The 24557-nt window shown below is 61.4% G+C and carries 20 protein-coding genes; 6 read left to right on the forward strand and 14 right to left on the reverse strand.

The features are described 5' to 3' along the window. Positions 1-15: 15 nt before the first annotated feature. The 8 genes from rpsA to mtnA all read right to left on the reverse strand — a co-directional run bounded on the left by rpsA (position 16) and on the right by mtnA (position 12421). On the reverse strand, positions 16-1701 hold the full coding sequence (gene rpsA, locus AC07OV_RS02275) for a 30S ribosomal protein S1 (RefSeq protein WP_176998564.1): 1686 nt from the start codon (positions 1699-1701) through the stop codon (positions 16-18). A gap of 120 nt (positions 1702-1821) precedes the next feature. Further along, entirely contained in the window at positions 1822-2511 is a 690-nt protein-coding gene (cmk, locus tag AC07OV_RS02280) for a (d)CMP kinase (protein WP_003172653.1), read from the reverse strand. Further along, positions 2508-4718: a bifunctional prephenate dehydrogenase/3-phosphoshikimate 1-carboxyvinyltransferase gene (locus tag AC07OV_RS02285; protein WP_495091493.1), complete on the reverse strand. Its 2211-nt coding sequence runs from the start codon at positions 4716-4718 to the stop codon at positions 2508-2510. The genes cmk and AC07OV_RS02285 overlap by 4 nt, the downstream gene beginning before the upstream one ends. 28 nt (positions 4719-4746) lie before the next feature. Beyond that, positions 4747-5859 carry a histidinol-phosphate transaminase gene (gene hisC, locus AC07OV_RS02290; RefSeq protein WP_495091417.1) on the reverse strand — a complete coding sequence of 371 codons (1113 nt, stop codon included), beginning with the start codon at positions 5857-5859 and terminating at the stop codon, positions 4747-4749. A 9-nt stretch (positions 5860-5868) separates the two neighbouring features. Beyond that, positions 5869-6963, reverse strand: a complete 1095-nt coding sequence (pheA, locus tag AC07OV_RS02295) for a prephenate dehydratase (protein ID WP_003172650.1) — start codon at positions 6961-6963, stop codon at positions 5869-5871. Then, complete coding sequence (serC, locus tag AC07OV_RS02300; protein WP_495091418.1) at positions 6963-8048, reverse strand: 3-phosphoserine/phosphohydroxythreonine transaminase; 1086 nt, start codon at positions 8046-8048, stop codon at positions 6963-6965. The genes pheA and serC overlap by 1 nt, the downstream gene beginning before the upstream one ends. Positions 8049-8264: 216 nt before the next feature. Continuing rightward, positions 8265-10928, reverse strand: coding sequence for a DNA gyrase subunit A (gyrA, locus tag AC07OV_RS02305; protein ID WP_178919884.1), 2664 nt, complete (start codon positions 10926-10928; stop codon positions 8265-8267). A gap of 422 nt (positions 10929-11350) precedes the next feature. Further along, entirely contained in the window at positions 11351-12421 is a 1071-nt protein-coding gene (gene mtnA / locus AC07OV_RS02310) for an S-methyl-5-thioribose-1-phosphate isomerase (protein WP_494997859.1), read from the reverse strand. Between the two features lie 108 nt (positions 12422-12529). Between mtnA and AC07OV_RS02315 the strand changes: the two genes are divergently transcribed. The 4 genes from AC07OV_RS02315 to AC07OV_RS02330 all read left to right on the forward strand — a co-directional run bounded on the left by AC07OV_RS02315 (position 12530) and on the right by AC07OV_RS02330 (position 16218). Then, on the forward strand, positions 12530-13861 hold the full coding sequence (locus AC07OV_RS02315) for a TRZ/ATZ family hydrolase (RefSeq protein ID WP_495091419.1): 1332 nt from the start codon (positions 12530-12532) through the stop codon (positions 13859-13861). 64 nt (positions 13862-13925) lie between these two features. After that, a complete protein-coding gene (ubiG, locus tag AC07OV_RS02320) occupies positions 13926-14624 on the forward strand; it encodes a bifunctional 2-polyprenyl-6-hydroxyphenol methylase/3-demethylubiquinol 3-O-methyltransferase UbiG (protein ID WP_003189760.1) in 699 nt (232 codons plus the stop codon). A 4-nt stretch (positions 14625-14628) separates the two neighbouring features. Continuing rightward, the gene (gene mupP, locus AC07OV_RS02325) at positions 14629-15300 is read left to right on the forward strand and encodes an N-acetylmuramic acid 6-phosphate phosphatase MupP (RefSeq protein WP_138816150.1); all 672 of its coding nucleotides are present in this window, start codon (positions 14629-14631) and stop codon (positions 15298-15300) included. 177 nt (positions 15301-15477) lie between these two features. Beyond that, the gene (locus tag AC07OV_RS02330) at positions 15478-16218 is read left to right on the forward strand and encodes a YciK family oxidoreductase (protein ID WP_110623284.1); all 741 of its coding nucleotides are present in this window, start codon (positions 15478-15480) and stop codon (positions 16216-16218) included. 156 nt (positions 16219-16374) lie between these two features. On the opposite strand, the gene AC07OV_RS02335 is transcribed toward AC07OV_RS02330, so the two are convergent. From AC07OV_RS02335 to AC07OV_RS02360, 6 genes are read right to left on the reverse strand one after another with little or no spacing between them, the layout of a single operon-like run. Beyond that, complete coding sequence (locus tag AC07OV_RS02335; RefSeq protein WP_494997861.1) at positions 16375-17889, reverse strand: ABC transporter substrate-binding protein; 1515 nt, start codon at positions 17887-17889, stop codon at positions 16375-16377. A 32-nt stretch (positions 17890-17921) separates the two neighbouring features. Next, positions 17922-18893 (reverse strand): ABC transporter ATP-binding protein, encoded by a 972-nt coding sequence (locus tag AC07OV_RS02340; RefSeq protein WP_494997862.1) that lies wholly within the window; start codon positions 18891-18893, stop codon positions 17922-17924. Then, entirely contained in the window at positions 18890-19846 is a 957-nt protein-coding gene (locus AC07OV_RS02345; RefSeq protein ID WP_495091420.1) for an ABC transporter ATP-binding protein, read from the reverse strand. Before AC07OV_RS02345 ends, AC07OV_RS02340 begins: the two co-directional genes overlap by 4 nt. Further along, positions 19843-20700: an ABC transporter permease gene (locus AC07OV_RS02350; protein WP_495091421.1), complete on the reverse strand. Its 858-nt coding sequence runs from the start codon at positions 20698-20700 to the stop codon at positions 19843-19845. The genes AC07OV_RS02345 and AC07OV_RS02350 overlap by 4 nt, the downstream gene beginning before the upstream one ends. Next, complete coding sequence (locus tag AC07OV_RS02355; protein ID WP_176995396.1) at positions 20697-21644, reverse strand: ABC transporter permease; 948 nt, start codon at positions 21642-21644, stop codon at positions 20697-20699. The genes AC07OV_RS02350 and AC07OV_RS02355 overlap by 4 nt, the downstream gene beginning before the upstream one ends. Positions 21645-21647: 3 nt before the next feature. Further along, complete coding sequence (locus tag AC07OV_RS02360) at positions 21648-22535, reverse strand: proline iminopeptidase-family hydrolase (protein WP_494997865.1); 888 nt, start codon at positions 22533-22535, stop codon at positions 21648-21650. Positions 22536-22718: 183 nt separating this feature from the next. On the opposite strand from AC07OV_RS02360, the gene AC07OV_RS02365 reads away from it, so the two are divergent. After that, a complete protein-coding gene (locus AC07OV_RS02365; protein WP_176995394.1) occupies positions 22719-23483 on the forward strand; it encodes a LuxR family transcriptional regulator in 765 nt (254 codons plus the stop codon). A 93-nt stretch (positions 23484-23576) separates the two neighbouring features. Next, positions 23577-24509: a proline iminopeptidase-family hydrolase gene (locus AC07OV_RS02370; RefSeq protein ID WP_176995393.1), complete on the forward strand. Its 933-nt coding sequence runs from the start codon at positions 23577-23579 to the stop codon at positions 24507-24509. Positions 24510-24557: the final 48 nt, after the last annotated feature.

Consider the following 24557-nt stretch of genomic DNA (forward strand, 5'->3'; position numbering starts at 1 on the left):
ATAGCTTTACAGAACTTAGTTCTGCTTAGCCATTGCTTCGCGCAGCAGGGAGGCCATGGTGGTCTCGCCTTGTGCAGCTTCCGGTGCCGATTTCAGGCTCTGGATAGCTTCTTTCTCTTCCACTTCGTCTTTCGACTTGATGGAGAGCTGGATTACGCGGCTCTTACGATCAACGCTGATGATCTTGGCTTCTACTTCCTGGCCTTCTTTCAGAACGTTGCGCGCGTCTTCAACGCGGTCACGGCTGATTTCGGAGGCTTTCAGAGTCGCTTCGATATCGTCGGCCAGAGTGATGATGGCGCCTTTAGCGTCAACTTCTTTCACAGTGCCCTTAACGATTGCGCCTTTGTCGTTCTCTTGAACGTACTCGGAGAACGGATCGCTTTCCAGTTGCTTGATACCCAGGGAGATGCGCTCGCGCTCTGGGTCAACCGACAGGATAACGGTGTCCAGCTCGTCGCCCTTCTTGAAACGACGAACAGCTTCTTCGCCCACTTCGTTCCAGGAGATGTCGGACAGGTGAACCAGGCCGTCGATGCCGCCGTCCAGACCAATGAAGATACCGAAATCGGTGATCGACTTGATGGTGCCGGAGATTTTATCGCCCTTGTTGAACTGGCCAGAGAAATCTTCCCATGGGTTAGATTTGCACTGCTTGATGCCCAGGGAGATACGACGACGCTCTTCGTCGATGTCCAGAACCATAACTTCCACTTCGTCGCCGACTTGTACGACTTTCGAAGGGTGGATGTTCTTGTTGGTCCAGTCCATTTCGGAAACGTGTACCAGACCTTCAACACCTTCTTCCAGCTCAGCGAAGCAGCCGTAGTCGGTCAGGTTGGTAACACGTGCAGTTACGCGAGTGCTTTCTGGGTAACGGGCTTTGATAGCAACCCATGGATCTTCACCCAGTTGCTTCAGACCCAGGGAAACACGGTTGCGCTCGCGATCGTATTTCAGAACCTTGACATCGATCTCGTCGCCAACGTTGACGATTTCGGAAGGATGCTTGATACGCTTCCAAGCCATGTCGGTAATGTGCAGCAGGCCATCCACGCCACCCAGATCGACGAATGCGCCGTAGTCGGTGAGGTTTTTGACGATACCTTTGACTTGTTGGCCTTCCTGCAGGGATTCCAGCAGAGCTTCACGCTCGGCGGAGTTCTCTGCTTCCAGGACGCTGCGACGGGAAACGACAACGTTGTTGCGTTTCTGGTCGAGTTTGATGACCTTGAATTCGAGTTCTTTGCCTTCCAGGTGCGTGGTGTCGCGCACAGGACGAACGTCGACCAAAGAACCTGGCAGGAACGCACGGATGCCGTTAACGTCGACAGTGAAGCCGCCTTTAACCTTACCGTTGATAACGCCCTTGACCACTTCTTCAGCTGCGAAGGCTGCTTCGAGAACAATCCAGCATTCAGCGCGCTTGGCTTTTTCACGGGACAGCTTGGTTTCACCGAAACCGTCTTCAACCGAGTCCAGAGCAACGTGAACTTCGTCACCGACATTGATAGTCAGGTCACCAGCATCGTTGTAGAACTGTTCCAGCGGGATCAGAGCTTCAGACTTCAGACCAGCGTGAACGGTTACCCAGCGAGCTTGGTAATCGATATCAACGATAACACCGGTGATGATGGAGCCTGCCTGAAGGTTCAGGGTTTTTAGGCTTTCTTCAAAGAGTTCCGCAAAGCTTTCGCTCATTTTAATTCCTGTTGATAAGGGCGAAGAATACGCCCATCTCCACACCCCAGACGGTGTGGGTCAGTTTCAGTTAAAAGAAGCCACCGCAGGACTATGACTGGTCCCCTGCGGCCTTCTTGATCACCCGGCGATATCGCGAATGGCGATTTCGCTCAAGATGCGTTCCAGCACCTGCTCGATGGACAGCTCCGTGGAATCCAGCTGTATAGCATCAGCCGCCGGCTTGAGCGGGGCTACTGCGCGCTGGGTATCACGCTCATCGCGTGCACGGATCTCATCTAGCAGACTCGACAGACTAACACCATCGACTTTGCCCTTCAACTGCAAGTAGCGGCGGCGAGCCCGCTCCTCGGCGCTAGCAGTCAGGAAAATCTTCAGCGGCGCCTCCGGAAACACCACGGTTCCCATATCACGCCCATCAGCCACCAGGCCCGGCGGCTCCTGGAACGCCCGCTGACGCTGCAGCAGCGCATCGCGCACCGCCGGCAGCGCGGCAACCTGGGAAGCCCAGGAGCCAACTTGTTCGTTACGCAGGTCATCGGTCACGTCATCCCCTTCCAGGATGATGCGCTGCGGATGACCTTCCGTCGCGCCGACGAACTGCACATCAAGGTGCGCCGCCAGCAGCTTCAGGGATTCTTCATTGGTCAGGTCGACGCCATGGTTGCGCGCAGCAAACGCCAGCAGGCGATACAGTGCGCCGGAATCCAGCAGGCACCAGCCCAGGCGCTTGGCCAGGATGCCGGCGATCGTGCCTTTGCCCGAGCCGCTTGGCCCGTCGATGGTAATCACCGGTGCTTTGATATTCACAATTGAGCCTCTTGGGCAACACGGATGCCAACGTGGGCACACAGTGTAAGAAAGTTCGGAAAAGACGTAGCAACATTGGCGCAGTCACGGATACGAATCGGCGCCGCCGCCCGCAGGGAAGCCACGCTGAACGCCATGGCAATCCGGTGATCGCCATGGGCATGGACTTCACCACCACCCATCAGGCCACCGTCAATGATAATCCCATCGGGGGTCGGTTCACACTTGACCCCCAGCGCCAGCAGACCGTCGGCCATCACCTGGATGCGATCGGACTCCTTGACGCGCAACTCCTCGGCACCGCGCAGCACGGTACGCCCTTCGGCACAGGCCGCCGCCACAAACAGCACCGGGAATTCATCGATCGCCAGCGGCACCAGCGCTTCGGGGATCTCGATCCCCTTCAACGCCGCGGCACGCACACGCAGATCAGCCACCGGCTCACCGCCCACTTCGCGCGGGTTTTCCAAGGTGATATCCGCCCCCATCAACCGCAGGATGTCGATCACCCCGGTACGCGTCGGGTTGATGCCGACATGCTCCAGCAACAGCTCGGAGCCCTCGGCAATCGAAGCCGCCACCAGGAAAAACGCCGAGGAAGAAATATCCCCTGGCACTTCAATATGGGTAGCGGTCAGCGCGTGGCCGGACTCTACGGACGCAGTAGCGCCATCCACCGCCACCGGATAACCAAAGCCACGCAACATACGCTCGGTATGGTCACGGGTCGGCGCCGGCTCCGTCACTGACGTCTTGCCCTCAGCGTACAGCCCCGCCAGCAACACGCAGGATTTGACCTGCGCACTGGCCATCGGCAACACATAATTCAGGCCCTTCAACACCTGACCGCCCCGAATGGTCAGCGGCGGGCGCCCTTCCGGCCCGGTTTCGATCACCGCGCCCATTTCCCGCAATGGCTTGGCCACGCGACTCATCGGGCGCTTGGACAAGGAAGCATCACCGGTCAGCACGCTGTCGAAGCGCTGCGCTGCCAACAAGCCGGACAGCAGACGCATGGACGTACCGGAGTTACCGAGATAAATCGGCCCCGGCGCCGCCTTCAGCCCATGCAAGCCCACGCCATGAATAGTCACGCGACCATGGTGTGGCCCTTCAATCACCACGCCCATGTCGCGAAACGCCTGCAAGGTCGCCAGGGCATCTTCGCCCTCCAGGAAACCTTCGACCTCGGTCACCCCCTCAGCCAAGGACCCCAGCATGATCGACCGATGGGAGATCGACTTGTCGCCCGGCACCCGGATGCGCCCGCTCAAGCGGCCACCCGGTTCGGCGAGGAAGGTCAATTCATCGGCGTTCACAGCGGTTTCCATGTAGGCCCGGCGCGCCAGGATCTTGCTGAAATGCTCACGCGCCACCCGCGCACGGGTGAACACGCCCAATAATTGGTGGCCATCCCCGGCATCAACCGCGTCGCGCAAGGCGTCGAGGTCACTGCGGAAGGTGTCCAGGGTGCGCAACACCGCCTCACGGTTAGCAAGGAAGATGTCATGCCACATCACCGGATCGCTGCCAGCAATGCGCGTGAAATCGCGGAAGCCACCGGCGGCGTAACGGAAAATCTCCAGGTTTTCGTTGCGCTTGGCCAACGAGTCCACCAAGCCAAACGCCAGCAGGTGCGGCAGATGACTGGTCGCCGCCAGCACTTCGTCGTGACGCTCGACCTGCATGTGCTCCACATCCGCGCCCAACTCGCGCCACAGGCGATCCACCACCGCCAATGCGGCAGGGTCGGTCTGCTCCAACGGTGTCAGGATCACTTTATGGCGGCGGAACAGCTGCGCATTCGACGCCTCCACCCCGCTCTGCTCGGAACCGGCAATCGGATGCCCCGGCACGAAACGCGCCGGCATGCCGCCAAAGGCCAGCTGCGCGGCGCGCACCACATTGCCCTTGGCACTCCCGACATCCGTGAGGATCGCCTGGCCGAGGTCCATGCCAGCCAACAACGCCAGCAACTTCTCCATGGCCAGGATCGGCACGGCGAGCTGGATCACATCAGCGCCCTGGCACGCGAGCGCCAGGTCTGCCTCACAGCGATCCACCACGCCCAACTCAACCGCCAGCTTGCGCGATTGCGGGTCCAGGTCCACACCGACCACTTCGCGGCACAGGCCGCTTTCACGCAGGCCCTTGGCGAAGGAGCCGCCGATCAACCCCAGGCCGACCACCACCAGGCGACCGATCATAGGCACAGCAGGTTGCAATGCAGTGACATCAACCACGAGCCAGAACCTTGGCCAGCGCCTCCAGGAAGCGGGCGTTTTCCGCCGGCAGACCGATGGTGATACGCAGGTGGTTCGGCATGCCGTAGTTGGCGGTCGGACGCACGATCACGCCTTCACGCAGCAAACCCTGGAATACCGGAGCCGCCACTTGGCCGAGGTCGACGCAGATGAAGTTGCCCTTGGACGGAATCCAGCCCAGGCCCAGCTCGCGGAAGCCGTCCTGCAACTGCAGCATGCCGGTTTCGTTGATGCGACGACCCTCTTCCAGGTACTCGGCATCCTTCACCGCCGCACAGGCCGCCGCCAGGGCGAGGCTGTTGACGTTGAACGGCTGGCGCACGCGGTTCAGCACATCGGCAACCACGGCCGTGGACAGGCCGTAGCCCACCCGCAGCGACGCCAGGCCGTATGCCTTGGAAAACGTGCGCGACACCAGCAGGTTCGGGTAGGCCGCCAGGAAGTCCAGGCCGTCCGGCAGGTCGCTGCCTTCGGCGTACTCGATGTAGGCCTCGTCCAGCACCACCAGCACCTGCTCAGGTACGTCCTGCAGGAAGTCGTCCAACGCCTGGGCGTCGAACCAGGTACCAGTCGGGTTGTTCGGGTTGGCAATGAACACCACACGGGTTTGCGCATCGATCGCCGCCAGCATGGCCGGCAGGTCATGCCCCCACTCTTTGGCTGGAACTACCTTTGCGTCGGCACCCACGGCCTGGGTCACGATCGGATAGACCGCAAACGCATGCTCGCTGAACACCGCATTCAAGCCCGGCGCCAGGTAAGCACGGCCGACCAGCTCAAGAATGTCGTTGGAGCCATTGCCCAGGGTGACCTGGTTCAGCTCGACCCGGCACTTTTCAGCCAGCAGGGTCTTGAGCGCAAAGCCATTGCCATCCGGATAACGGGTCAGCTCGGCCAGCTCTTCACGGACCGCCGCCAGCACTTTGGGGCTAGGGCCCAGCGGGTTTTCGTTACTGGCCAGCTTGACGATATTCGCCGGATCCAGGTTCAACTCACGCGCCAACTCGTCCACAGGTTTGCCCGGGACGTAAGGCGACAGTTGTTGCACGCCCGGCTGAGCCAGGGCGAGGAAGTTGCCACTCATGTTAAAGCCTCACAAAACCGCTTTCGGGTAAGAGCCCAGCACCTTGAGTGCCACGGCTTCCTGACTGATTTTCTCCAGCACACCCTTGACCAGTGGGTCGCGGTGATGGCCGATGAAGTCGATAAAGAACACGTAAGTCCATTTACCGCTGCGCGAAGGACGAGTCTCGATGCGCGTCAGGTCAATCCCGTTATCGTGGAACGGCACCAGCAGCTCATGCAGCGCGCCGGGCTTGTTGCTCATAGAGACGATGATGGACGTCTTGTCGTCGCCAGTCGGCGGCACTTCCTGGCTGCCGATCATCAGGAAGCGCGTGGAGTTGTCCGGGCGGTCCTCGATCTTTTCGGCCAGACGCGTCAGGCCGTACAGGCCTGCCGCCATATCTCCGGCGATCGCCGCCGAATTCCACTCACCCTTGACCCGCTTGGCTGCCTCGGCGTTGCTGGACACTGCCACGCGCTCGACATTCGGGTAATGCGCATCCAGCCACTTGCGGCACTGGGCCAGGGACTGGGCGTGGGAGTAGATACGACTGATGCTGTCGGTCTTGGTGTTCTCGCCCACCAGCAGGTGGTGGTGAATACGCAGCTCAACCTCACCGCAGATAACCATGTCGTGCTCAAGGAAGCTGTCGAGGGTGTGGTTCACCGCGCCTTCGGTGGAGTTCTCCACCGGCACCACGCCAAAGTTCACCGCACCGGCTGCGACTTCACGGAACACTTCGTCAATCGCCGCCATCGGCTTGCTGATCACGGCGTGACCGAAATGCTTCATCGCGGCGGCTTGGGTGAAGGTGCCTTCCGGACCGAGGTAAGCCACTTTCAGCGGCTGCTCCAGGGCCAGGCACGAGGACATGATCTCGCGGAACAACCGCGCCATCTCTTCGTTACCCAGCGGACCCTTGTTGCGCTCCATCACACGCTTGAGCACCTGGGCTTCACGCTCGGGACGGTAGAACACCGGCACTTCGCCTTCCGCCAGGGACGCCATCTTGACCCGCGCCACTTCCTGGGCACACCGCGCGCGCTCACTGATCAGTTCCAGGACTTTCTCGTCCAGGCTGTCAATGCGTACGCGCAGGGCCTTGAGTTCTTGCTCAGACATTAGCCGTGTTCCTTTTCGAACTCTGCCATGTAGGCAACCAGCGCATTGATCGCGTGGATGTCGACGGCGTTGTAGATGGAGGCGCGCATGCCACCGACCGAACGGTGACCCTTGAGGTTCAACAGACCACGCGCATCGGCACCTGCCAGGAACGGCTTGTCCAGGCGGTCGTCAGCCAGACGGAACGGCACGTTCATCCACGAGCGGTCAGTCAGGTTGATCGGGTTACTGTACAGGCCGCTGGCGTCGATGAAGTCGTACAGGACGCGCTTCTTCTCTTCGTTCAGCTTGCCCATGGCGGCGACACCACCCTGCTCTTTCAGCCACTCGAACACCAGGCCGGACAGGTACCAGGCGAAGGCCGGCGGAGTGTTGTACATCGAGCCGTTATCGGCCGCGACCTTGTAGTTGAGCATGGTCGGGCACAGCGAGCGGGCGCGCCCCAGCAGGTCTTCACGGATGATATTGACCAGGATGCCGCTCGGGCCAATGTTCTTCTGCGCGCCAGCGTAGATCATGCCGTACTTCGACACGTCGATCGGGCGCGAGAGAATGTCCGAAGACATGTCGCACACCAACGGAACGTCGCCGACTTCCGGCACCCAGTCGAACTCCAGGCCGCCGATGGTTTCGTTGGCGACGTAGTGCACGTAGGCCGCGTCCTTGGACAGCTTCCACTCGTTCTGGCCTGGAATCGCGAAGTAATCGTAAGGCTTGGCAGTGCCCGCCACGTTGACATTGCCGTAGCGGGAGGCCTCTTCAATGGCCTTCTGGCCCCAGATACCGGTGTCGATGTAGTCGGCAGTGCCGTCTTCCGGCAGCAGGTTCAGCGGGATCTGGGCGAACTGCTGGCTGGCGCCGCCTTGCAGGAACAGCACTTTGTAGTTTGATGGGATGTCCAGCAAGTCGCGCAGATCCTGCTCAGCCTTGGTGGCGATTGATACAAACTCATCGCTGCGATGGCTCATTTCCATCACGGAGAGGCCTTTTCCATGCCAGTCGAGGAGTTCACCCTGCGCACGCTGCAGGACTGCTTCAGGAAGCGCCGCGGGACCGGCACAGAAGTTATAGGCTCTCTTGCTCACATCCAATCTCACTCTGATCTGGTGGGGCTGCAATCATGTTCGGCAACACGCTCTTATTGGAGCGGACCGTTGTGGGAGCTGGCTTGCCTGCGATGCAGGCACCTCGGTATTTCAGTGATACCCCGGTGATGCCATCGCAGGCAAGCCAGCTCCCACATGTTTCAAAGGGGACAAACAACAAGGGGGCGAATCTTCATCCGCCCCCTGTGTGTCCGCTTATTCCTGCGGTTCTTCTTCGTCTGCGGCAGCATCGAGGGTTGGCTCGTCGACGTTGTCATCGCCTGCTGCGATCACCTCGCCATCGAATACCGCACCTTCTTCGCCTTCCAGCTCCTCACCTTCGACTTCCGATGGTTCCTGGACACGCTCCAGGCCTACCAGCGTCTCGTCGCTGGCCAGCTTGATCAGCGTTACGCCCTGGGTGTTACGGCCCAGGCTCGACACTTCAGCCACACGGGTACGAACCAGGGTGCCCTGGTCGGAAATCAGCATGATCTCCTCGCCATCGAGCACCTGGACCGCGCCGACCAGACGGCCGTTGCGATCGTTGCTGACCATGGCGATCACGCCCTGACCGCCACGCTTGTACTCTGGGAACTCGCTGATAGCGGTGCGCTTGCCGTAGCCACGCGCCGAGGCGGTGAGGATCTGGCTGCCTTCTTCCGGGATCAGCATCGAAATCAGCTTCTGCCCTTCTGGCAGGCGCATGCCGCGCACACCGCGGGCGGTACGGCCCATGGCGCGAACGTCGGATTCCTTGAAGCGCGTCACCTTGCCACCGTCGGAGAACAGCATGACCTCACGCTCGCCATCGGTGATGGCAGCCGAGATCAGCACGTCGCCTTCGTCCAGCTCCAGGGCGATCAGGCCCACGCTGCGTTGACGGCTGAAGGATTCCAGCGGGGTCTTCTTCACGGTGCCTTTGGCGGTGGCCATGAAGATGAAGTGACCTTCGGTGTATTCCTCGACCGGCAGCATGGTGGTGATGTACTCATCACTGTCCAGCGGCAGCAGGTTGACCAGTGGGCGACCACGGGCGGCACGGGAGGCTTCCGGGATTTCGTAGGTTTTCAGCCAGTACACCTTGCCCTTGCTGGAGAACAGCAGCAGCGTGGTGTGGCTGTTGGCGACCAGCAGGTGAGCGATGTAGTCCTCATCCTTGACGCCGGTAGCCGACTTGCCTTTACCACCACGACGCTGGGCCTGGTACGCAGCCAGCGGCTGGGTCTTGGCGTAGCCACCGTGGGAGATGGTCACCACACGCTCTTCTTCCGGGATCATGTCACCCAGGGTCAGGTCGAGGCGCGCATCGAGGATTTCGGTGCGGCGCACGTCGCCGTATTCGGCACGGATCACTTCCAGTTCTTCGCGGATCACTTCCATCAGGCGCACGGCGCTGCTGAGGATGCGGATCAACTCGCCGATCTGGTTGAGGATCTCCTGGTACTCGGCCAGCAGCTTCTCGTGCTCCAGGCCGGTCAGGCGGTGCAGGCGCAGCTCCAGGATGGCCTGGGCCTGCTCTGGCGACAGGAAGTACTTGCCTTCACGCAGGCCGTATTGCGGGTCCAGGGTCTCTGGACGGCACGAATCGGCGCCGGCACGTTCAACCATGGCCACCACGGCACTGGATTCCCAAGGGGTGCTGATCAGCGCTTCCTTGGCTTCCGACGGCGTTGGCGAGGCCTTGATCAGCGCAATCACCGGGTCGATGTTCGACAGCGCAACTGCCTGGCCTTCCAGGATATGGCCGCGTTCGCGGGCCTTGCGCAGTTCGAACACGGTACGGCGGGTGACCACTTCGCGACGGTGACGCACGAAGGCTTCGAGCAGATCCTTGAGGTTAAGGATGCGCGGGCGGCCGTCGATCAGGGCAACCACGTTGATACCAAACACGCTTTGCAGCTGGGTCTGGGCGTAGAGGTTGTTGAGGATCACCTCAGGCACTTCGCCACGACGCAGCTCGATCACCACGCGCATACCGTCTTTGTCAGACTCGTCGCGCAGTTCGGTGATGCCTTCGAGCTTCTTCTCTTTAACCAGCTCGGCGATCTTCTCGATCAGGCGCGCCTTGTTCAGCTGGTAAGGGAGTTCGGTGATGACGATCTGCTGGCGGCCACCGACCTTGTCGATGTCTTCGATGATCGAGCGGGCGCGCATGTAAATGCGACCGCGACCGGTGCGGTAGGCTTCGATGATGCCGGCACGACCGTTGATGATCGCAGCGGTCGGGAAGTCCGGGCCCGGGATGTATTGCATCAGCTCATCGACGGTCAGCTCAGGATTGTCGATGAGGGCCAGGCAACCGTCGATGACTTCACCGAGGTTGTGTGGCGGGATGTTGGTGGCCATGCCCACGGCGATACCGCTGGAGCCGTTGACCAGCAGGTTGGGAATCTTGGTCGGCATGACGGCCGGGATCATTTCGGTGCCGTCGTAGTTCGGCACCCAGTCCACGGTTTCTTTGTGCAGGTCGGCCAGCAGCTCGTGCGCCAGCTTGGTCATGCGCACTTCGGTGTATCGCATGGCCGCGGCGTTGTCGCCGTCGACCGAACCGAAGTTGCCCTGGCCGTCTACCAGCAGATAGCGCAGGGAAAACGGCTGGGCCATCCGAACGATGGTGTCGTACACCGCAGTGTCGCCGTGAGGGTGATACTTACCGATCACGTCACCGACAACACGGGCAGATTTCTTGTACGGCTTGTTCCAGTCGTTACCCAGCTCGCTCATCGCGAACAGCACACGCCGGTGCACGGGCTTCAAGCCATCGCGCGCATCAGGCAGTGCCCGACCGACAATTACGCTCATCGCGTAGTCGAGGTAGGACTGTTTCAGCTCGTCTTCGATATTGACCGGGAGGATTTCTTTGGCCAGTTCGCCCATGAGAAGCCTGATTCCTTTTTCGGGTGAAACCTCGTCACATCCATATGGGACGAACGAAGCTCGCCGCTGCCGGCAAGTGCCTGACAACGACTTACGACAAATCAACGAGTTATGACACGGATCTGCACGTTATAGGCAGCCCCTCGGGGCAACCCTGGAAACCGCCGGATGTTATCACAATCGCCGCCACGCACCTATCCCCCTGATGCGCATGGAGCATAGTTAGTTGACGGATGACAGGCTTGAGGGGGACGAGAGGGGCTCAGAGGCGAATTCGCGGTATTTTTTGGGGCTGGATCCAAAGGTTTTGTTGACGCTGGCGGTCAATCGCTGGCAAGCCAGCTCCTACAGGTTGTTCTGTGAACACATTTCGTGTGGGAGCTGGCTTGCCTGCGATGGCGACTCCACAGGCGCCACACCCCTCAATGCAACCGCTTACGGCACATCAACTTCGCCAACTTCGCCGTATCCGGCCGCTCGACAATGCCCTTTTCCGTCACGATCACGTCAATCAAGTCAGCCGGCGTTACATCAAACACCGGATTGAAGGCCTCCACGTCCAATCGCTGCCCGACAATGTCCAGCAACTCCCCCGAACCCCGCTCCTCCAGCGCAACGTCATCGCCAGTAGCCATCATCAGGTCCAGCGTGGAACTCGGCGCCACCACCATAAAACGCACGCCGTGGTGCATGGCGCACACCGCCAGCTGGTAGGTGCCGATCTTGCTGATCACGTCACCATTGGCCGCTATGCAGTCGGCGCCGACAATCACCCAGGTCACGCCTTTGGTCTTGAGGATATGCGCACCGGCCGAATCGGCATTCACCGTCACCGGGATGCCCTCGCCCGTCAGCTCCCAGGCCGTCAGCCGCGAGCCTTGCAGCCACGGCCGGGTCTCGTTGACATACACCTGCTCGACCATACCTTCCAGGTAAGCCGCACGAATCACCCCGAGCGCCGTACCCACACCACCCGTCGCCAGGGCACCGGCGTTGCCGTGGGTGAGGATCGCCTGGGCATTGCCCTGGTGCTTGCGGATCAGCTCGACGCCCAGTTGGGCCATGGTCAGGTTGGCTTCCCGATCACTTTCATGGATCGCAATGGCCTCGGCTTCCAGCACTGCCAGCGGGTCGGCGTGCTTTTTAACGCGATCCAGGCGGTCGCGCATGCGCTTCAATGCCCAGAACAGGTTCGACGCGGTCGGTCGGGCATCAGCCAACAGTGCGTAGTCTTCTTCCCAGGCCGCCTGCCAGTCGCCGCCCTCGGCGATCCGCGCACGCGCAGCGAGCACCAGGCCATAGGCGGCGCTGATGCCGATGGCCGGCGCACCGCGCACCACCATCGCGCGAATGGCCGCAGCCACCTCGTCGGCCGAGGTGCAGGTCACCCAGCGCTCAACGGCCGGCAAGGCACGCTGATCGAGCAGGTGCAGTGCGCCATCACGCCAATCGATGGCCTTCACCTTCTCCGCTGCCAACAGTCGATCGCGCATCCCTTACCCCGCACTCATGAACAAAGCCGCCGATTATAGCGATCCGCCAGCGGGGACGCTCGGGTATACTTCGCCCTTCTTTTATAGCTGCCTGGGAAGAAGCCCGCGATGACCGCCACTGCCGCCCCGCTTGACTTGGTATTGCTGCCGACCTGGCTGGTGCCCGTCGAACCTGCCGGCGTGGTGCTCAAGGAGCATGCCCTGGGCATCCGGGATGGGCGCATTGCCTTCATCGGGCCACGGGCCGCCGCCTTGAAGCTTGCGGCCAACGAGGTCCGCGAACTACCGGGCATGCTGCTCAGCCCCGGCCTGGTCAACGCCCATGGCCACGCGGCGATGAGCCTGTTTCGCGGCCTGGCCGACGACCTGCCGCTGATGATCTGGCTGGAAAAGCACATTTGGCCCGCCGAGGCCAAATGGGTCGATGAAGCCTTCGTACGCGACGGCACCGACCTGGCCATCGCCGAGCAACTCAAAGGTGGCATCACCTGCTTCTCCGACATGTACTTCTACCCCAAGGTTGCCAGCGACTGCGTGCACAACAGTGGCATCCGCGCCCAGATCGCATTCCCGATCCTCGATTTCCCGATCCCGGGCGCCAGCACCGCCGATGAGGCCATTCGCCAGGGTGTCGAGCTGTACGGCGACCTCAAGCATCACCCGCGCATCAAAATCGTGTTCGGCCCCCATGCCCCGTACACCGTGTGCGATGAAAACCTGGAAAAGATCCGGGTCATGGCCGAAGAGCTGGACGCGTCGATCCATATGCACGTTCACGAAACCGCCTTCGAAGTGCAGCAAGCTGTCGAACAGACCGGCGAGCGCCCACTGGCGCGCCTGGGTCGGCTCGGCCTGCTCGGCCCCCGCTTCCAGGCCGTTCACATGACCCAAATCAGCGAGGACGACCTGGCTTTGCTGGTAGAAAGCAACACCAGCATCATCCATTGCCCGGAATCGAACCTGAAACTGGCCAGCGGCTTTTGCCCGGTGGAGCGTCTGTGGCAGGCTGGCGTCAATGTGGCCATCGGCACCGACGGCGCAGCCAGCAACAATGACCTGGACTTGCTGGGCGAAACCCGTACTGCCGCAATGCTGGCCAAAGCCGTCGCCGGCTCGGCCACCGCCCTGGATGCCCATCGCGCCCTGCGCATGGCCACCCTCAACGGCGCCCGGGCCATGGGCCTGGAGAGCGAGATCGGCTCACTGGAAGTGGGCAAGGCCGCTGACATCGTCGCCTTCGACCTGTCGGGGCTGGCGCAACAACCGATCTACGATCCGGTCTCACAGCTTATATATGCCACCGGACGCGATTGCGTGAAACACCTTTGGGTCGCCGGCAAGCAGTTGCTCGACGACCGGCAATTGACCCGCATGGATGAACAACAGTTGACCGCCACGGCCATCGCCTGGGGCCAACGCATCAGCGGGCACAGCGAATAACGAAGGTTTTGAACCCACGGGTTCAGGACTGACCAAACGATTTATCAGGTTTAGAGGATTCACCATGAGCAACGTCGACCACGCCGAAATCGCCAAATTCGAAGCCCTGGCCCACCGCTGGTGGGACCGCGAGAGCGAGTTCAAGCCGCTGCACGACATCAACCCGCTGCGCGTCAACTGGATTGACGAACGCGTCAACCTGGCCGGCAAGAAGGTACTGGACGTCGGTTGCGGCGGCGGCATCCTCAGCGAAGCCATGGCCCAGCGCGGCGCCACCGTGATGGGCATCGACATGGGCGAAGCGCCGCTGGCCGTGGCCCAGTTGCACCAGCTGGAATCCGGCGTGAGCGTCGAATACCGCCAGATCACCGCCGAAGCCCTGGCCGAAGAAATGCCCGAGCAGTTCGACGTGGTCACCTGCCTGGAAATGCTCGAACACGTACCGGACCCGTCCTCGGTGATCCGCGCCTGCTTCCGCATGGTCAAACCAGGTGGCCAGGTGTTCTTCTCTACCATCAACCGCAACCCCAAGGCCTACCTGTTCGCGATCATCGGCGCCGAATACATCATGAAGCTGCTGCCGCGCGGCACCCATGACTTCAAGAAATTCATCCGCCCGTCCGAGCTGGGTGCCTGGAGCCGCCAGGCCGGCCTGACCGTCAAGGACATCATCGGCCTGACCTACAACCCGCTGACCAAGCACTACAAGCTGGCCAACGATGTGGACGTCAACTACATGATCCAGACCCTGCGCGAGGAGTGAGCCTGTGAAGTTGCGAGCCGTACTCTTCGACATGGATGGCACCCTGCTGGACACCGCGCCGGACTTCATCGCCATCTGCCAGGCCATGCGCACCGACCGTGGCCTTGAGCCGATCAACCCACAGCACATCCGCGATGAAATTTCCGGCGGTGCACGGGCGATGGTCGCCGTGACCTTCTCGATGGACCCCGAATCCCCGGGCTTTGAAGAACTGCGCCAGGAGTTTCTGGAGCGCTACCTGAAAGGCTGCGCGATCCACAGCAAACTGTTCGACGGCATGGCCGAGCTGCTGGAAGACATCGAGAAGTCCAAGCTGGTGTGGGGCGTGGTCACCAACAAGCCGCTGCGTTTTGCCGAGCCGATCATGCAGCAACTGGGCCTGGCCGAGCGCTCGGCACTGCTGATCTGCCCGGACCATGTGAAAAACAGCAAGCCGGACCCGGAGCCGCTGATTTTGGCGTGCAAGATGCTCGACCTGGACCCGGCCAGCGTGCTGTTCGTGGGCGATGACCTGCGCGATATCGAATCCGGCCGCGACGCTGGCACGCGCACCGCCGCGGTCACCTTTGGCTACATCCACCCGGACGACAACCCGCGCAACTGGGGTGCCGACGTGGTGGTGGACCACCCACTGGAACTGCGCAAGGTGCTGGATAACGCACTGTGCAGTTGCTGATTGTTCACAAATCTCAAAAACACTGATGTCGATGTAGGAGCTGGCTTGCCGGCGATGGCGGTCTGTCAGCCAACACTTTTGGTGACAGGTACTCCGTCATCGCCGGCAAGCCAGCTCCTACAGGAAATGGATTCCATGTTGAGAGGTGTATTGCCTTGAACTCTGCCGAGGATGCTTATGTTTGATTACTCCGCACGCCCAGAATTGCTCAAAGGCCGGGTGATCCTGGTGACCGGTGCCGGTCGCGGGATCGGCGCGGCCGCCGCGAAAACCTACGCCGCCCACGGCGCCACCGTGCTGCTGCTGGGCAAGACCGAAGCCAACCTGGCCCAGGTATACGACGAGATCGAAGCCGCAGGCCAGCCACAGCCAGTGGTGATCCCGTTCAACCTGGAAACCGCCCTGCCCCATCAATACGATGAGCTGGCCGCGATGATCGAAAAGGAGTTCGGCCACCTCGACGGCCTGCTGCACAACGCCTCGATCATCGGCCCGCGCACGCCGATCGAGCAGTTGTCCGGTGAGAACTTCATGCGGGTGATGCACGTGAACGTCAACGCGATGTTCATGCTGACCAGCACCTTGCTGCCGCTGCTCAAGCTGTCCCAGGATGCTTCGGTGGTGTTCACTTCCAGCAGCGTCGGGCGTAAGGGTCGGGCGTATTGGGGGGCTTACGGGGTGTCGAAGTTTGCCACCGAAGGCCTGATGCAAACCCTGGCCGATGAGTTGGACACAGTCGCACCGGTACGGGCCAACAGCATCAACCCGGGCGCCACGCGCACCAGCATGCGGGCCCAGGCCTACCCTGGGGAAAACCCGACGGACAACCCGACACCGGAAGAGATCATGCCGGTGTACCTGTACCTGATGGGGCCGGACAGTACCGGCATCAATGGGCAGGCGTTTGACGCGCAGTAACACCTGACACCACGCAAAACAAAATGTGGGAGCTGGTCTGTGTGGGAGCTGGCTTGCCTGCGATGGCATCACCGCGGTGTACCTGATACACCGAGGCGATGCTATCGCAGGCAAGCCAGCTCCCACACAAGCCGGGCTCCCACATTGGTTTGTAGCTTAGTTTTTCACCACTTCTTCAAGGGTGAATCGGCCCAGTGGGTTCTGCAGGAAGTTGCTCACGTTCTTGCGTGAGATGTTGATGTACGGGCTGTAGTACAAGTCGATCCAGTTAACGTCCTGTTTCGCCAGCTTCTGCAGTTCGACATACATCTGCTCACGCTTGGCCGGGTCCGCCTCGATCCGCGCCTGCGCCACCAGCGCCTTGACCTTGTCGTTCTTGTAGCGGGTCATGTAGTTCTGGTTGGTGTCGTGGCCCAGCACGAAGGTGGTCTTCTGGTCCGGGTCGAGGATGTCGTTGGTCCAGTACATCACCGAAATATCGTACTCACCGTCCACCAGCATCTGCCAGCTCTGGGTCGGGTCGACCTTCTGCAGGTTGGCAGTCACGCCGACCTTGGCCAGTTGGTCCTTGATGATCACCGCAATCTGCTCGTCGGCTTCGTTGCCGGCGTTGACCACGTAGTTGAGCTTCAAGTCCTTGGCACCGGCCTGCTCCAGTAGCTTCTTGGCGGCAGTCGGATCGTACGGGCGCTGCAGGTTGTTGGCGTAGTGGTACAGCGAGCCCTTTGGAATGTAGGAATACGCCACGGTGCCCTGACCGTAAGTCGCGGTCTTGACCAGCGACTGCTTGTCGATGGCCATGTCCAGCGCTTCACGCACTTCCTGCTTGGCCAGCAGACCGTGGGCGTGGTTGATCAGCAGGTGATCTTCGCGGGTCGACGGGTCGGCATGAATGACCACGTTCTTGTCTTTCTTCAGCTCTTCAACACGGGAGAACGGTACGAAGATCGCCGTGTCCAGTTCGTTGTTCTGCACCATGCGCATGCGCGTGTTGTCGTCGGTCACGGACACCCACTCCACGCCATCCAGGCTCACGTTCTTGGCTTGCCAGAAGTTCGGGTTTTTCTTGAGGATCACACGATCGCCCTTGCGCCATTCATCTACGGTAAACGCGCCGGAGGTCACCGGATTTTCCGAGTAGGCGTCTTCACCCATTTTGGTCATGGCTTTTTCCGACAGGATCGACACCGTCGGCGACGCCAGTTGCGAGAGGAAGGCTACAGCCGGAGTCTTCAGGGTGACCACCAGGGTTTTCGGGTCTGACGCCTTGGCCGTGTTGATCAGGTTGAACGGGTCAGCCCACAGCGACGCCTTGTTGTCGCGGATACGCAGCAGGCTGAACGCTGCGTCATCGGCGGTGATCGCCGAACCATCCGAGAACTTCGCATCACGCAGCTTGAAGGTGTAGGTCAGGCCGTCCTTGGAGATCTCCCAGCTTTCGGCCAGGCCCGGCTCCATCTTGGTGCCCAGGTTATCCACGCGTACCAGGGTGTCGTAGACGTTGGCAAACACCCAGGTGTCGCGGTTTTGCGCGCTTTTGATCGGGTCGAACGTGGTGCTGTCTTCACGGCAACCAATGGTCAGTACGCCAGCGGCGTGTGCCAGCCCGGCAGTGAGGGACCATGCAGTCAATGTAGCGGCGGCGAGCAATTTCAAATGGCGCGATTGCATATCACAACTCCTTGTTAATGAATGGCAGAGGGTTAGAGCAACGGTTCTTCAAGCACGCAACTGTACCGATGCTCGTGCAGGAAATGGGTAGGCGGCAACACCACGGAACACATCGTCCGGGCATGCCGGCAACGGGGGTGAAAGGCGCAGCCTGTGGGCAAATTCAGTGGGCTGGGTGGCTCACCCGGCAAGGGTTCGGCAGGCAACGGCCGATGCGGATCGATCTCGGGAATCGCCTCGATCAACGCGGCGGTATAGGGATGACGCGGCGCCGTGAACACCGCCTCCACCGGCCCCTCCTCGACGATCTTGCCGAGGTACATCACCGCCACGCGGTCGCACAGGCGCCGCACGATGGCCAGGTCGTGGGCAATAAACAGGATCGCCAGGTTCATGCGCTGTTGCAGTTCCAGCAACAGGTTGATGATCTGGCCCTGGATCGACACATCCAGCGCCGCCACGCATTCGTCGGCAATGATCAGGCGCGGCTCCACTGCCAGCGCCCGGGCGATACCCACGCGCTGACACTGGCCACCACTGAGGGAGCCGGGTTTGCGGCTGGCCAGTTCGGGGCGCAGGCCAACCAGGTCAAGCAGCTCATTCACGCGTGTTGGGATCTGCCCTGGCGCGACTTTGCGTTGCACCCGCAGCACCTCGGCAATGGTTTCGCCGATGGTATGGCGCGGGTTCAGCGCGGCGTACGGGTCCTGGAAGATCATCGCGGTTTCATGGCGCAGGCGGGCGATGTCGATGGCGCTGCCATGGGCCATGTCGATGCCATCAAACAAGACCTGGCCGGCGCTGATGGGGTTGAGGTGCAGGATCGCCCGGCCCAGGGTGCTTTTGCCACTGCCGGACTCGCCCACCAGCCCGAGGGTTTCGCCCGCCGCCAGGTTCAGCGACACGCCATTGACCGCCCTCACCCACTGCTTGTTCAGGCCGAACACGCCCGTGCCGGACGCGGCAAACTTCACCTCAAGGTCCTTGATCTGCAACAAGCTCATGGCTGGCCTCCCAGGGGATAGTGGCACGCCACCCGCGCACCTTCTGGCAACACGCTGGTACACAACGCGCCGACCTGCGGGCAACGCGGGTTGAAGCGGCACCCCGAGGGCAAGGCATCGAGCAACGGCGGTTGCCCGGCGATGGTGCGCAGCAAGGCGTGACCGCTGCTATGGGCGGGCTGGCAGTCGATCAAACCCGCTGTGTACGGATGTTGCGGATGAGCCAGCACTTCGTATTTGCTGCCGTGCTCGCATAAGCGCCCGGCGTACATCACCGCGATGGCGTCACAGGTTTGTGCCACCACGCCCAGGTCGTGGGTGATCATGATGATCGACAGGCCGCGCTCGTCACGCAACGCCAGCAACAACCGCAAAATCTGCGCCTGCACGGTGACGTCCAGGGCCGTGGTCGGTTCATCGGCGATCAGCACTTTCGGGTTGCAGCCCAGCGCCACCGCGATCATCGCGCGCTGGCGCATGCCGCCGGAAAACTCGTGGGGGTAGTTGTCGACGCGGGCCTGGGGGTCGGGAATGCCGACCTGACGCAGCACCTCGATAGCCTGGCGGCGTGCGTCTTTTTTCGAGGCGCCTTGATGCAGGCGGATGCCCTCGGCGATCTGCTCGCCGATGCGCATCAACGGGTCCAGGTGGCTGCTGGGGTTCTGGAAAATCATGCCCAATTGCCCACCGCGTACGGCGCGCATACTGGCATCGTCCAGTTGCAGCAGGTCCTGGCCCGCCAGGTGCACCGAACCGCCTTGCACGCGCAGGTTGGGCGACGGCAGCAGGCGCATCAGCCCACGGCAGGCCATGGTCTTGCCCGAGCCGCTCTCGCCCACCAGGCCGAGGATTTCACCTTCGCCCAGGTCGAACGACACGCGCTCGACCAGGGTGACATCACGCCCGGCGTTATGGGCGATCACACTGAGGTCGCGCACTTGCAGCAGGCTCATGAGCGATCTCCCAACACTTGCGCCACACCGTCGGCCAGCAGGCTGAAGCCCATGGCCAGGGTCACAATGGCCAGGCCGGGAAAGGTGCAGATCCACCACGCAGTGGTGATGAAGGCTTGCCCTTCAGCCACCATGGTTCCCCACTCAGCGGTCGGTGGTTGCACGCCCAGGCCCAGGTAGCTGACGGCAGCGCCATTGAGCAGCACCAGCACGGCGTCCGACATGGAAAACACGATCGAGCCAAACATCGCGTTGGGCAGCAAATGCCGAAACAGAATGCGCCCATGGCCAAAGCCCAGGCTCTTGGCCGCCAGGGCGAAGTCGCTTTCCTTGAGCACCAGGATCTGCGAGCGAATCAGCCGCGCGTAAGACACCCAGCCCACCAGCGCCATGGCGATGTAGAAGCTCTTCAAGCCCGGCCCCAGGATCGCCATGATCGCCAGCATCAGCACCAGGAAAGGAAAGGCCAGGATCACGTCGATCACACGCATGCAAAAGCTGTCGAAGCGCCCGCCGATGTAACCGGACACCGCGCCGACGAAGGTGCCGATCATGAACGGGAAGATCACGCCGACGATGGCCAATTGCAGGTCGATGCGCGCGCCCCAGATCACCCTCGACAGAATGTCGCGACCGTAGTTATCGGTGCCGAACGGATGGGACAGGCTCGGCCCGAGCAAACTGATGTCCGTGTTCTGTGCTATCGGGTCATAAGGTGCAATCCACGGGGCGAACAGCGCCAGCCCCAACCACGCCAGCAGAATCAGCAACCCCCACGCGGCCGTCAGGCGGCCATTGCGAAAACCGAAACGCAAGCGCAGGCGCCAGGGCGCAATCAACGGGCGGCTGCTCATTGCATTTTCACCCGTGGGTCGAGGGCTACGGTGACCACGTCAGCGATGAAGTTGACCAGCACCGTGGCACACGCCAGCACCATGGCCACGCCCTGCACCACCATGTAGTCGCGGGTAAAGATGCCGCGCACCAGTAATTGGCCGATGCCGGGAATGGCGAACAGGCTTTCGATGACCACCGTGCCGCTGATCAGCCAGCCGATATTCACCGCCAGCAGGTTGACCGCGGGCACCAGGGAATTGGGCAGCACATGCCGACGAAACACCGCCGCTTCCGACAACCCACGGGCCCGGGCCGCCGTGACATGGTCGGCCTGCAACTCCATCAGCATGCTTGCGCGCAGGTTGCGCACCAGCACCGCCGACAGCGCCAGGGCGATGGTCAGGCATGGCAGCACCATGTGGTGGGCCTTGTCGAGCCAGGTGCGACCGTAGCCAGACACCGGAAACAAGCCCCACTGCACACTCAGCAACAAAATCAGCATCAAGCCCAGCCAGAACGCCGGCATGCCCAGGCCGACCGTGGTGAACACGCGGATCAGATTGTCCGCCCAGCCACCTTTATTGCGTGCCGCCAGGGTCGCCAGCGGCACCGCGATCAACAGCGCCAGCACCACACTGCCGAGCACCAGCACCAGGGTGGGTTCGATGCGCGTGACGATCAGCTTCAAAGCATCGACCTTGTACAACAGGGATTGGCCAAGGTCGCCCTTGAGCAGGTTCTTGAGGAAGTAGAAATATTGCAGCCACAACGGCTGATCCAGGCCGTACTGGGCGCGAATCTTCAGCAAGGCATCCGGCGTGCTGCGCGAGCCGAGCAACGCGCGCGCCGGGTCGCCCGGGATCGAGCGCACCAGCACAAAGGTGATCAGGCTGATGCCAAACAGCACCGGCAGCAATTGCAGCGGCCGGGACAGCACAAAACGGTAACGCGCCAGGTTCATCCGTCAGCCCCGGTGACGAGCGAGGAAGTCCAGCAGCACTGGAAAGTACGCCTGGGGCTCTTCATAAAAAGGCATGTGGCTGCTGTTGGGGAACACGTGCAACTCCGCGTGTCTGGCCGCGAGCTTCATGCGGTGGGCGCAGGCCGGGGTGAGTTCGTCGTGCTGGCCGGTGGTGATCAGGATCGGCATCCGGAACTCGCCCATCTCCCTGATGCGGTTCCAGTCCTTGAGGTTGCCGATGTAGAGGAATTCGTTGGGGCCTTGCATGGCCTCGTAAGGGCCCATGTTCCAGTCGCCCAGGGAGCGTTTGACCGGCTCCGGCCATTCGTCCAGGCGGCATACGTGGCGGTAGTTGAGCAAGGTGATTGCGGCCTGGTACTGCGGGTGATCCAGGGTGCCCATGGCTTCGTGGCGCTGCATCATGGCCACGGTTTCGCTGCCGAGGGCGCCGCGCAGGCGTTCAAGTTCCTGGGACAGGTGCGGAATGTCGCCGACGGTGTTTTCGAGGATCAGGCTTTTCAGCGCGTCTGGGTAATAAATGGCGTACTCGATGCCGAGCCAGCCGCCCCAGGAATGCCCCAGCAGGTGCACGCGGCCCAGGCCCAGGGCTTGGCGTACGGTTTCGACTTCTTCGACATAACGGCGGATATCCCACAACGAAACGTCGGTCGGTCTGGCTGAAGCGCCCGTGCCAAGCTGGTCGAATGCAACCACTCGCAGGTTATGGTCCTTGAGCCAGCCATGGGCGTCGCGCAAGTAGTCACACGGCAGGCCCGGGCCGCCGTTGAGACACAAGAGCACCTCATCGCCTTCGCCAAAGCTGTAGACCACGAGGTTATGGCCGTCGACTTGCACGTTGTACTGCTGGTCGGGGGCAATTTCACGCCACATGCATACATTCCTTGTGTTGTATCGGCCTGGCAGGTAGCGGCCGTTTATCAGGCCAACACTACCGAGGATGCCGTGCGTCCATAACCTAGTATTTCTTATAGGTTTGGCCTGGCAGTCCTTCGCCGGGGCGTGGCATTCTACTTGCCGCAAGTCGAGATTCAAATGAATTCGGGAGCAGAACGGATGCTGGCCAAGCTTACTGCCTTCAACAATCGTCTGATGCCGGGCAGGAGCCTGGACGAGCAGATGGACAATACGTTTATTCTCGCCCAGCAACTGGGCTTCGATGCACTGGTGTACGACTACACCCCGGTGCCCATCGACCAGGATGGCTCACTCATCACGCCGTCGGTGCTGGAGCTGCGCAACACCCCGTCGGACTGGCACGCCTTGTGGTGCAGCGAAGGGTTCTACCAGATCGACCCGGTTCAGCACCTGGCCCTTAGCACGGTATCGCCGTTTGTCTGGTCCTATGAGGCCAAGGCCGAGACCGCGCTGCAAAAGATCATCGACCCTTGCCATGCCCCGGTGTCGTCCTACCTGCACGAGCGCCAGCTCACCTGTGGCGTCAGTGTGCCCATCCACCTGCCCCGTGGCGGCTTCGCCTCGCTGACCGGCCTGCGCACCGGCAAGGCGCGCACCGTATTGCAGGATGCCCAGCAGACCCTGGCGGATTTCAGCCTGATTACCCATGCGTTGCAGGAAGCGGCTTACCCGCTGTTCAGCAAAGAGCTACGCACCTACCCGCACATTCACCTGACCAAGCGCGAACGCGAATGCCTGAAATGGGCCGCCGACGGCCTGACCGCCGCTGAAATCGCCACGCAACTGAGCCGGTCATTGGCGGTGGTGACCCTGCACCTGGCTTCGGCGATGCACAAGCTGGGGGCCAAGAACCGCGTGCAAGCGGTGGTGCGCGCCACCCATTACCGCCTGCTGGAAGACTGACCCTTCAGCAAAACCTAGCTGTTTTGCTAGTTACCTAAACCTGCCCTGCCGACTATGGTGTCCCTGATCCTTTTTTTAAGAGCAGGGTACGAAATGGAATTCATCGAGAAAATCCGCGAAGGCTTTGCGGCCTTCGGCGCCTACCAGACCTGGTATCGCGTCACCGGCGACCTGACCACCGGCCGTACACCGTTGGTGATCATTCACGGCGGCCCCGGCTGCACCCATGACTACGTCGATGCCTTCAAGGACGTCGCCGCCAGCGGCCATGCGGTGATTCACTACGACCAAATCGGCAATGGCCGCTCCACCCACTTGCCCGACAAAGACCCGTCTTTCTGGACCATCGGCCTGTTCCTCGAAGAGCTGAACAACTTGCTGGACCACCTGCAAATCAGCGACAACTACGCGATCCTCGGGCAATCCTGGGGCGGCATGCTCGGCAGCGAACACGCCATCCTGCAACCCAAGGGCCTGCGCGCATTCATCCCGGCCAACTCGCCGACCTGCATGCGCACCTGGGTCAGCGAAGCCAACCGCCTGCGCCAGTTGCTGCCCGAAGGCGTACATGAAACCCTGCTCAAGCACGAAGCGGCCGGCACCTACAGCGACCCCGAGTACCAGGCGGCCTCACGGATTTTCTACGACCAGCATGTGTGCCGGGTCAACCCGTGGCCGGAAGAAGTGGCGCGCACCTTCGCCCAGGTCGATGCCGACCCAACGGTGTACCACGCCATGAGCGGCCCCACCGAGTTCCACGTGATCGGCAGCTTGAAGGACTGGAATGTGATAGGCCGGCTGTCGGCGATCAAGGTGCCGACCCTGGTGATCTCCGGCCGTCACGACGAAGCCACACCGCTGGTGGTCAAGCCATTCCTGGATGAGATCGAGGATGTACGCTGGGCGCTGTTCGAAGACTCGAGCCACATGCCCCACGTGGAAGAACGCCAGGCGTGCATGGGCACGGTGGTGAAGTTTCTGGATGAGGCGTGCTCGGTGCCGTACCCAAAGCTTAAAGCTGGTTAAGGCAATGTGGGAGCTGGCTTGCCTGCGATGACTGGGGTGAATTCACCG

The sequence above is a fragment of the Pseudomonas sp. GW821-FHT09A09 genome, assembly GCF_059418405.1.

Coding starts and splice junctions, on each gene's coding strand:
- AC07OV_RS02315 (WP_495091419.1), top strand. CDS start 12,530: ATGACCGCCACTGCCGCCCCGCTTGACTTGGTATTGCTGCCGACCTGG.
- mtnA (WP_494997859.1), bottom strand. CDS start 12,421: ATGCGCGATCGACTGTTGGCAGCGGAGAAGGTGAAGGCCATCGATTGG.
- AC07OV_RS02360 (WP_494997865.1), bottom strand. CDS start 22,535: ATGTGGCGTGAAATTGCCCCCGACCAGCAGTACAACGTGCAAGTCGAC.
- AC07OV_RS02340 (WP_494997862.1), bottom strand. CDS start 18,893: ATGAGCTTGTTGCAGATCAAGGACCTTGAGGTGAAGTTTGCCGCGTCC.
- AC07OV_RS02335 (WP_494997861.1), bottom strand. CDS start 17,889: ATGCAATCGCGCCATTTGAAATTGCTCGCCGCCGCTACATTGACTGCA.
- gyrA (WP_178919884.1), bottom strand. CDS start 10,928: ATGGGCGAACTGGCCAAAGAAATCCTCCCGGTCAATATCGAAGACGAG.
- AC07OV_RS02355 (WP_176995396.1), bottom strand. CDS start 21,644: ATGAACCTGGCGCGTTACCGTTTTGTGCTGTCCCGGCCGCTGCAATTG.
- AC07OV_RS02370 (WP_176995393.1), top strand. CDS start 23,577: ATGGAATTCATCGAGAAAATCCGCGAAGGCTTTGCGGCCTTCGGCGCC.
- AC07OV_RS02350 (WP_495091421.1), bottom strand. CDS start 20,700: ATGAGCAGCCGCCCGTTGATTGCGCCCTGGCGCCTGCGCTTGCGTTTC.
- AC07OV_RS02365 (WP_176995394.1), top strand. CDS start 22,719: ATGCTGGCCAAGCTTACTGCCTTCAACAATCGTCTGATGCCGGGCAGG.
- AC07OV_RS02285 (WP_495091493.1), bottom strand. CDS start 4,718: ATGATCGGTCGCCTGGTGGTGGTCGGCCTGGGGTTGATCGGCGGCTCC.
- rpsA (WP_176998564.1), bottom strand. CDS start 1,701: ATGAGCGAAAGCTTTGCGGAACTCTTTGAAGAAAGCCTAAAAACCCTG.
- hisC (WP_495091417.1), bottom strand. CDS start 5,859: ATGAGTGGCAACTTCCTCGCCCTGGCTCAGCCGGGCGTGCAACAACTG.
- AC07OV_RS02345 (WP_495091420.1), bottom strand. CDS start 19,846: ATGAGCCTGCTGCAAGTGCGCGACCTCAGTGTGATCGCCCATAACGCC.
- AC07OV_RS02330 (WP_110623284.1), top strand. CDS start 15,478: ATGTTTGATTACTCCGCACGCCCAGAATTGCTCAAAGGCCGGGTGATC.
- pheA (WP_003172650.1), bottom strand. CDS start 6,963: ATGTCTGAGCAAGAACTCAAGGCCCTGCGCGTACGCATTGACAGCCTG.
- ubiG (WP_003189760.1), top strand. CDS start 13,926: ATGAGCAACGTCGACCACGCCGAAATCGCCAAATTCGAAGCCCTGGCC.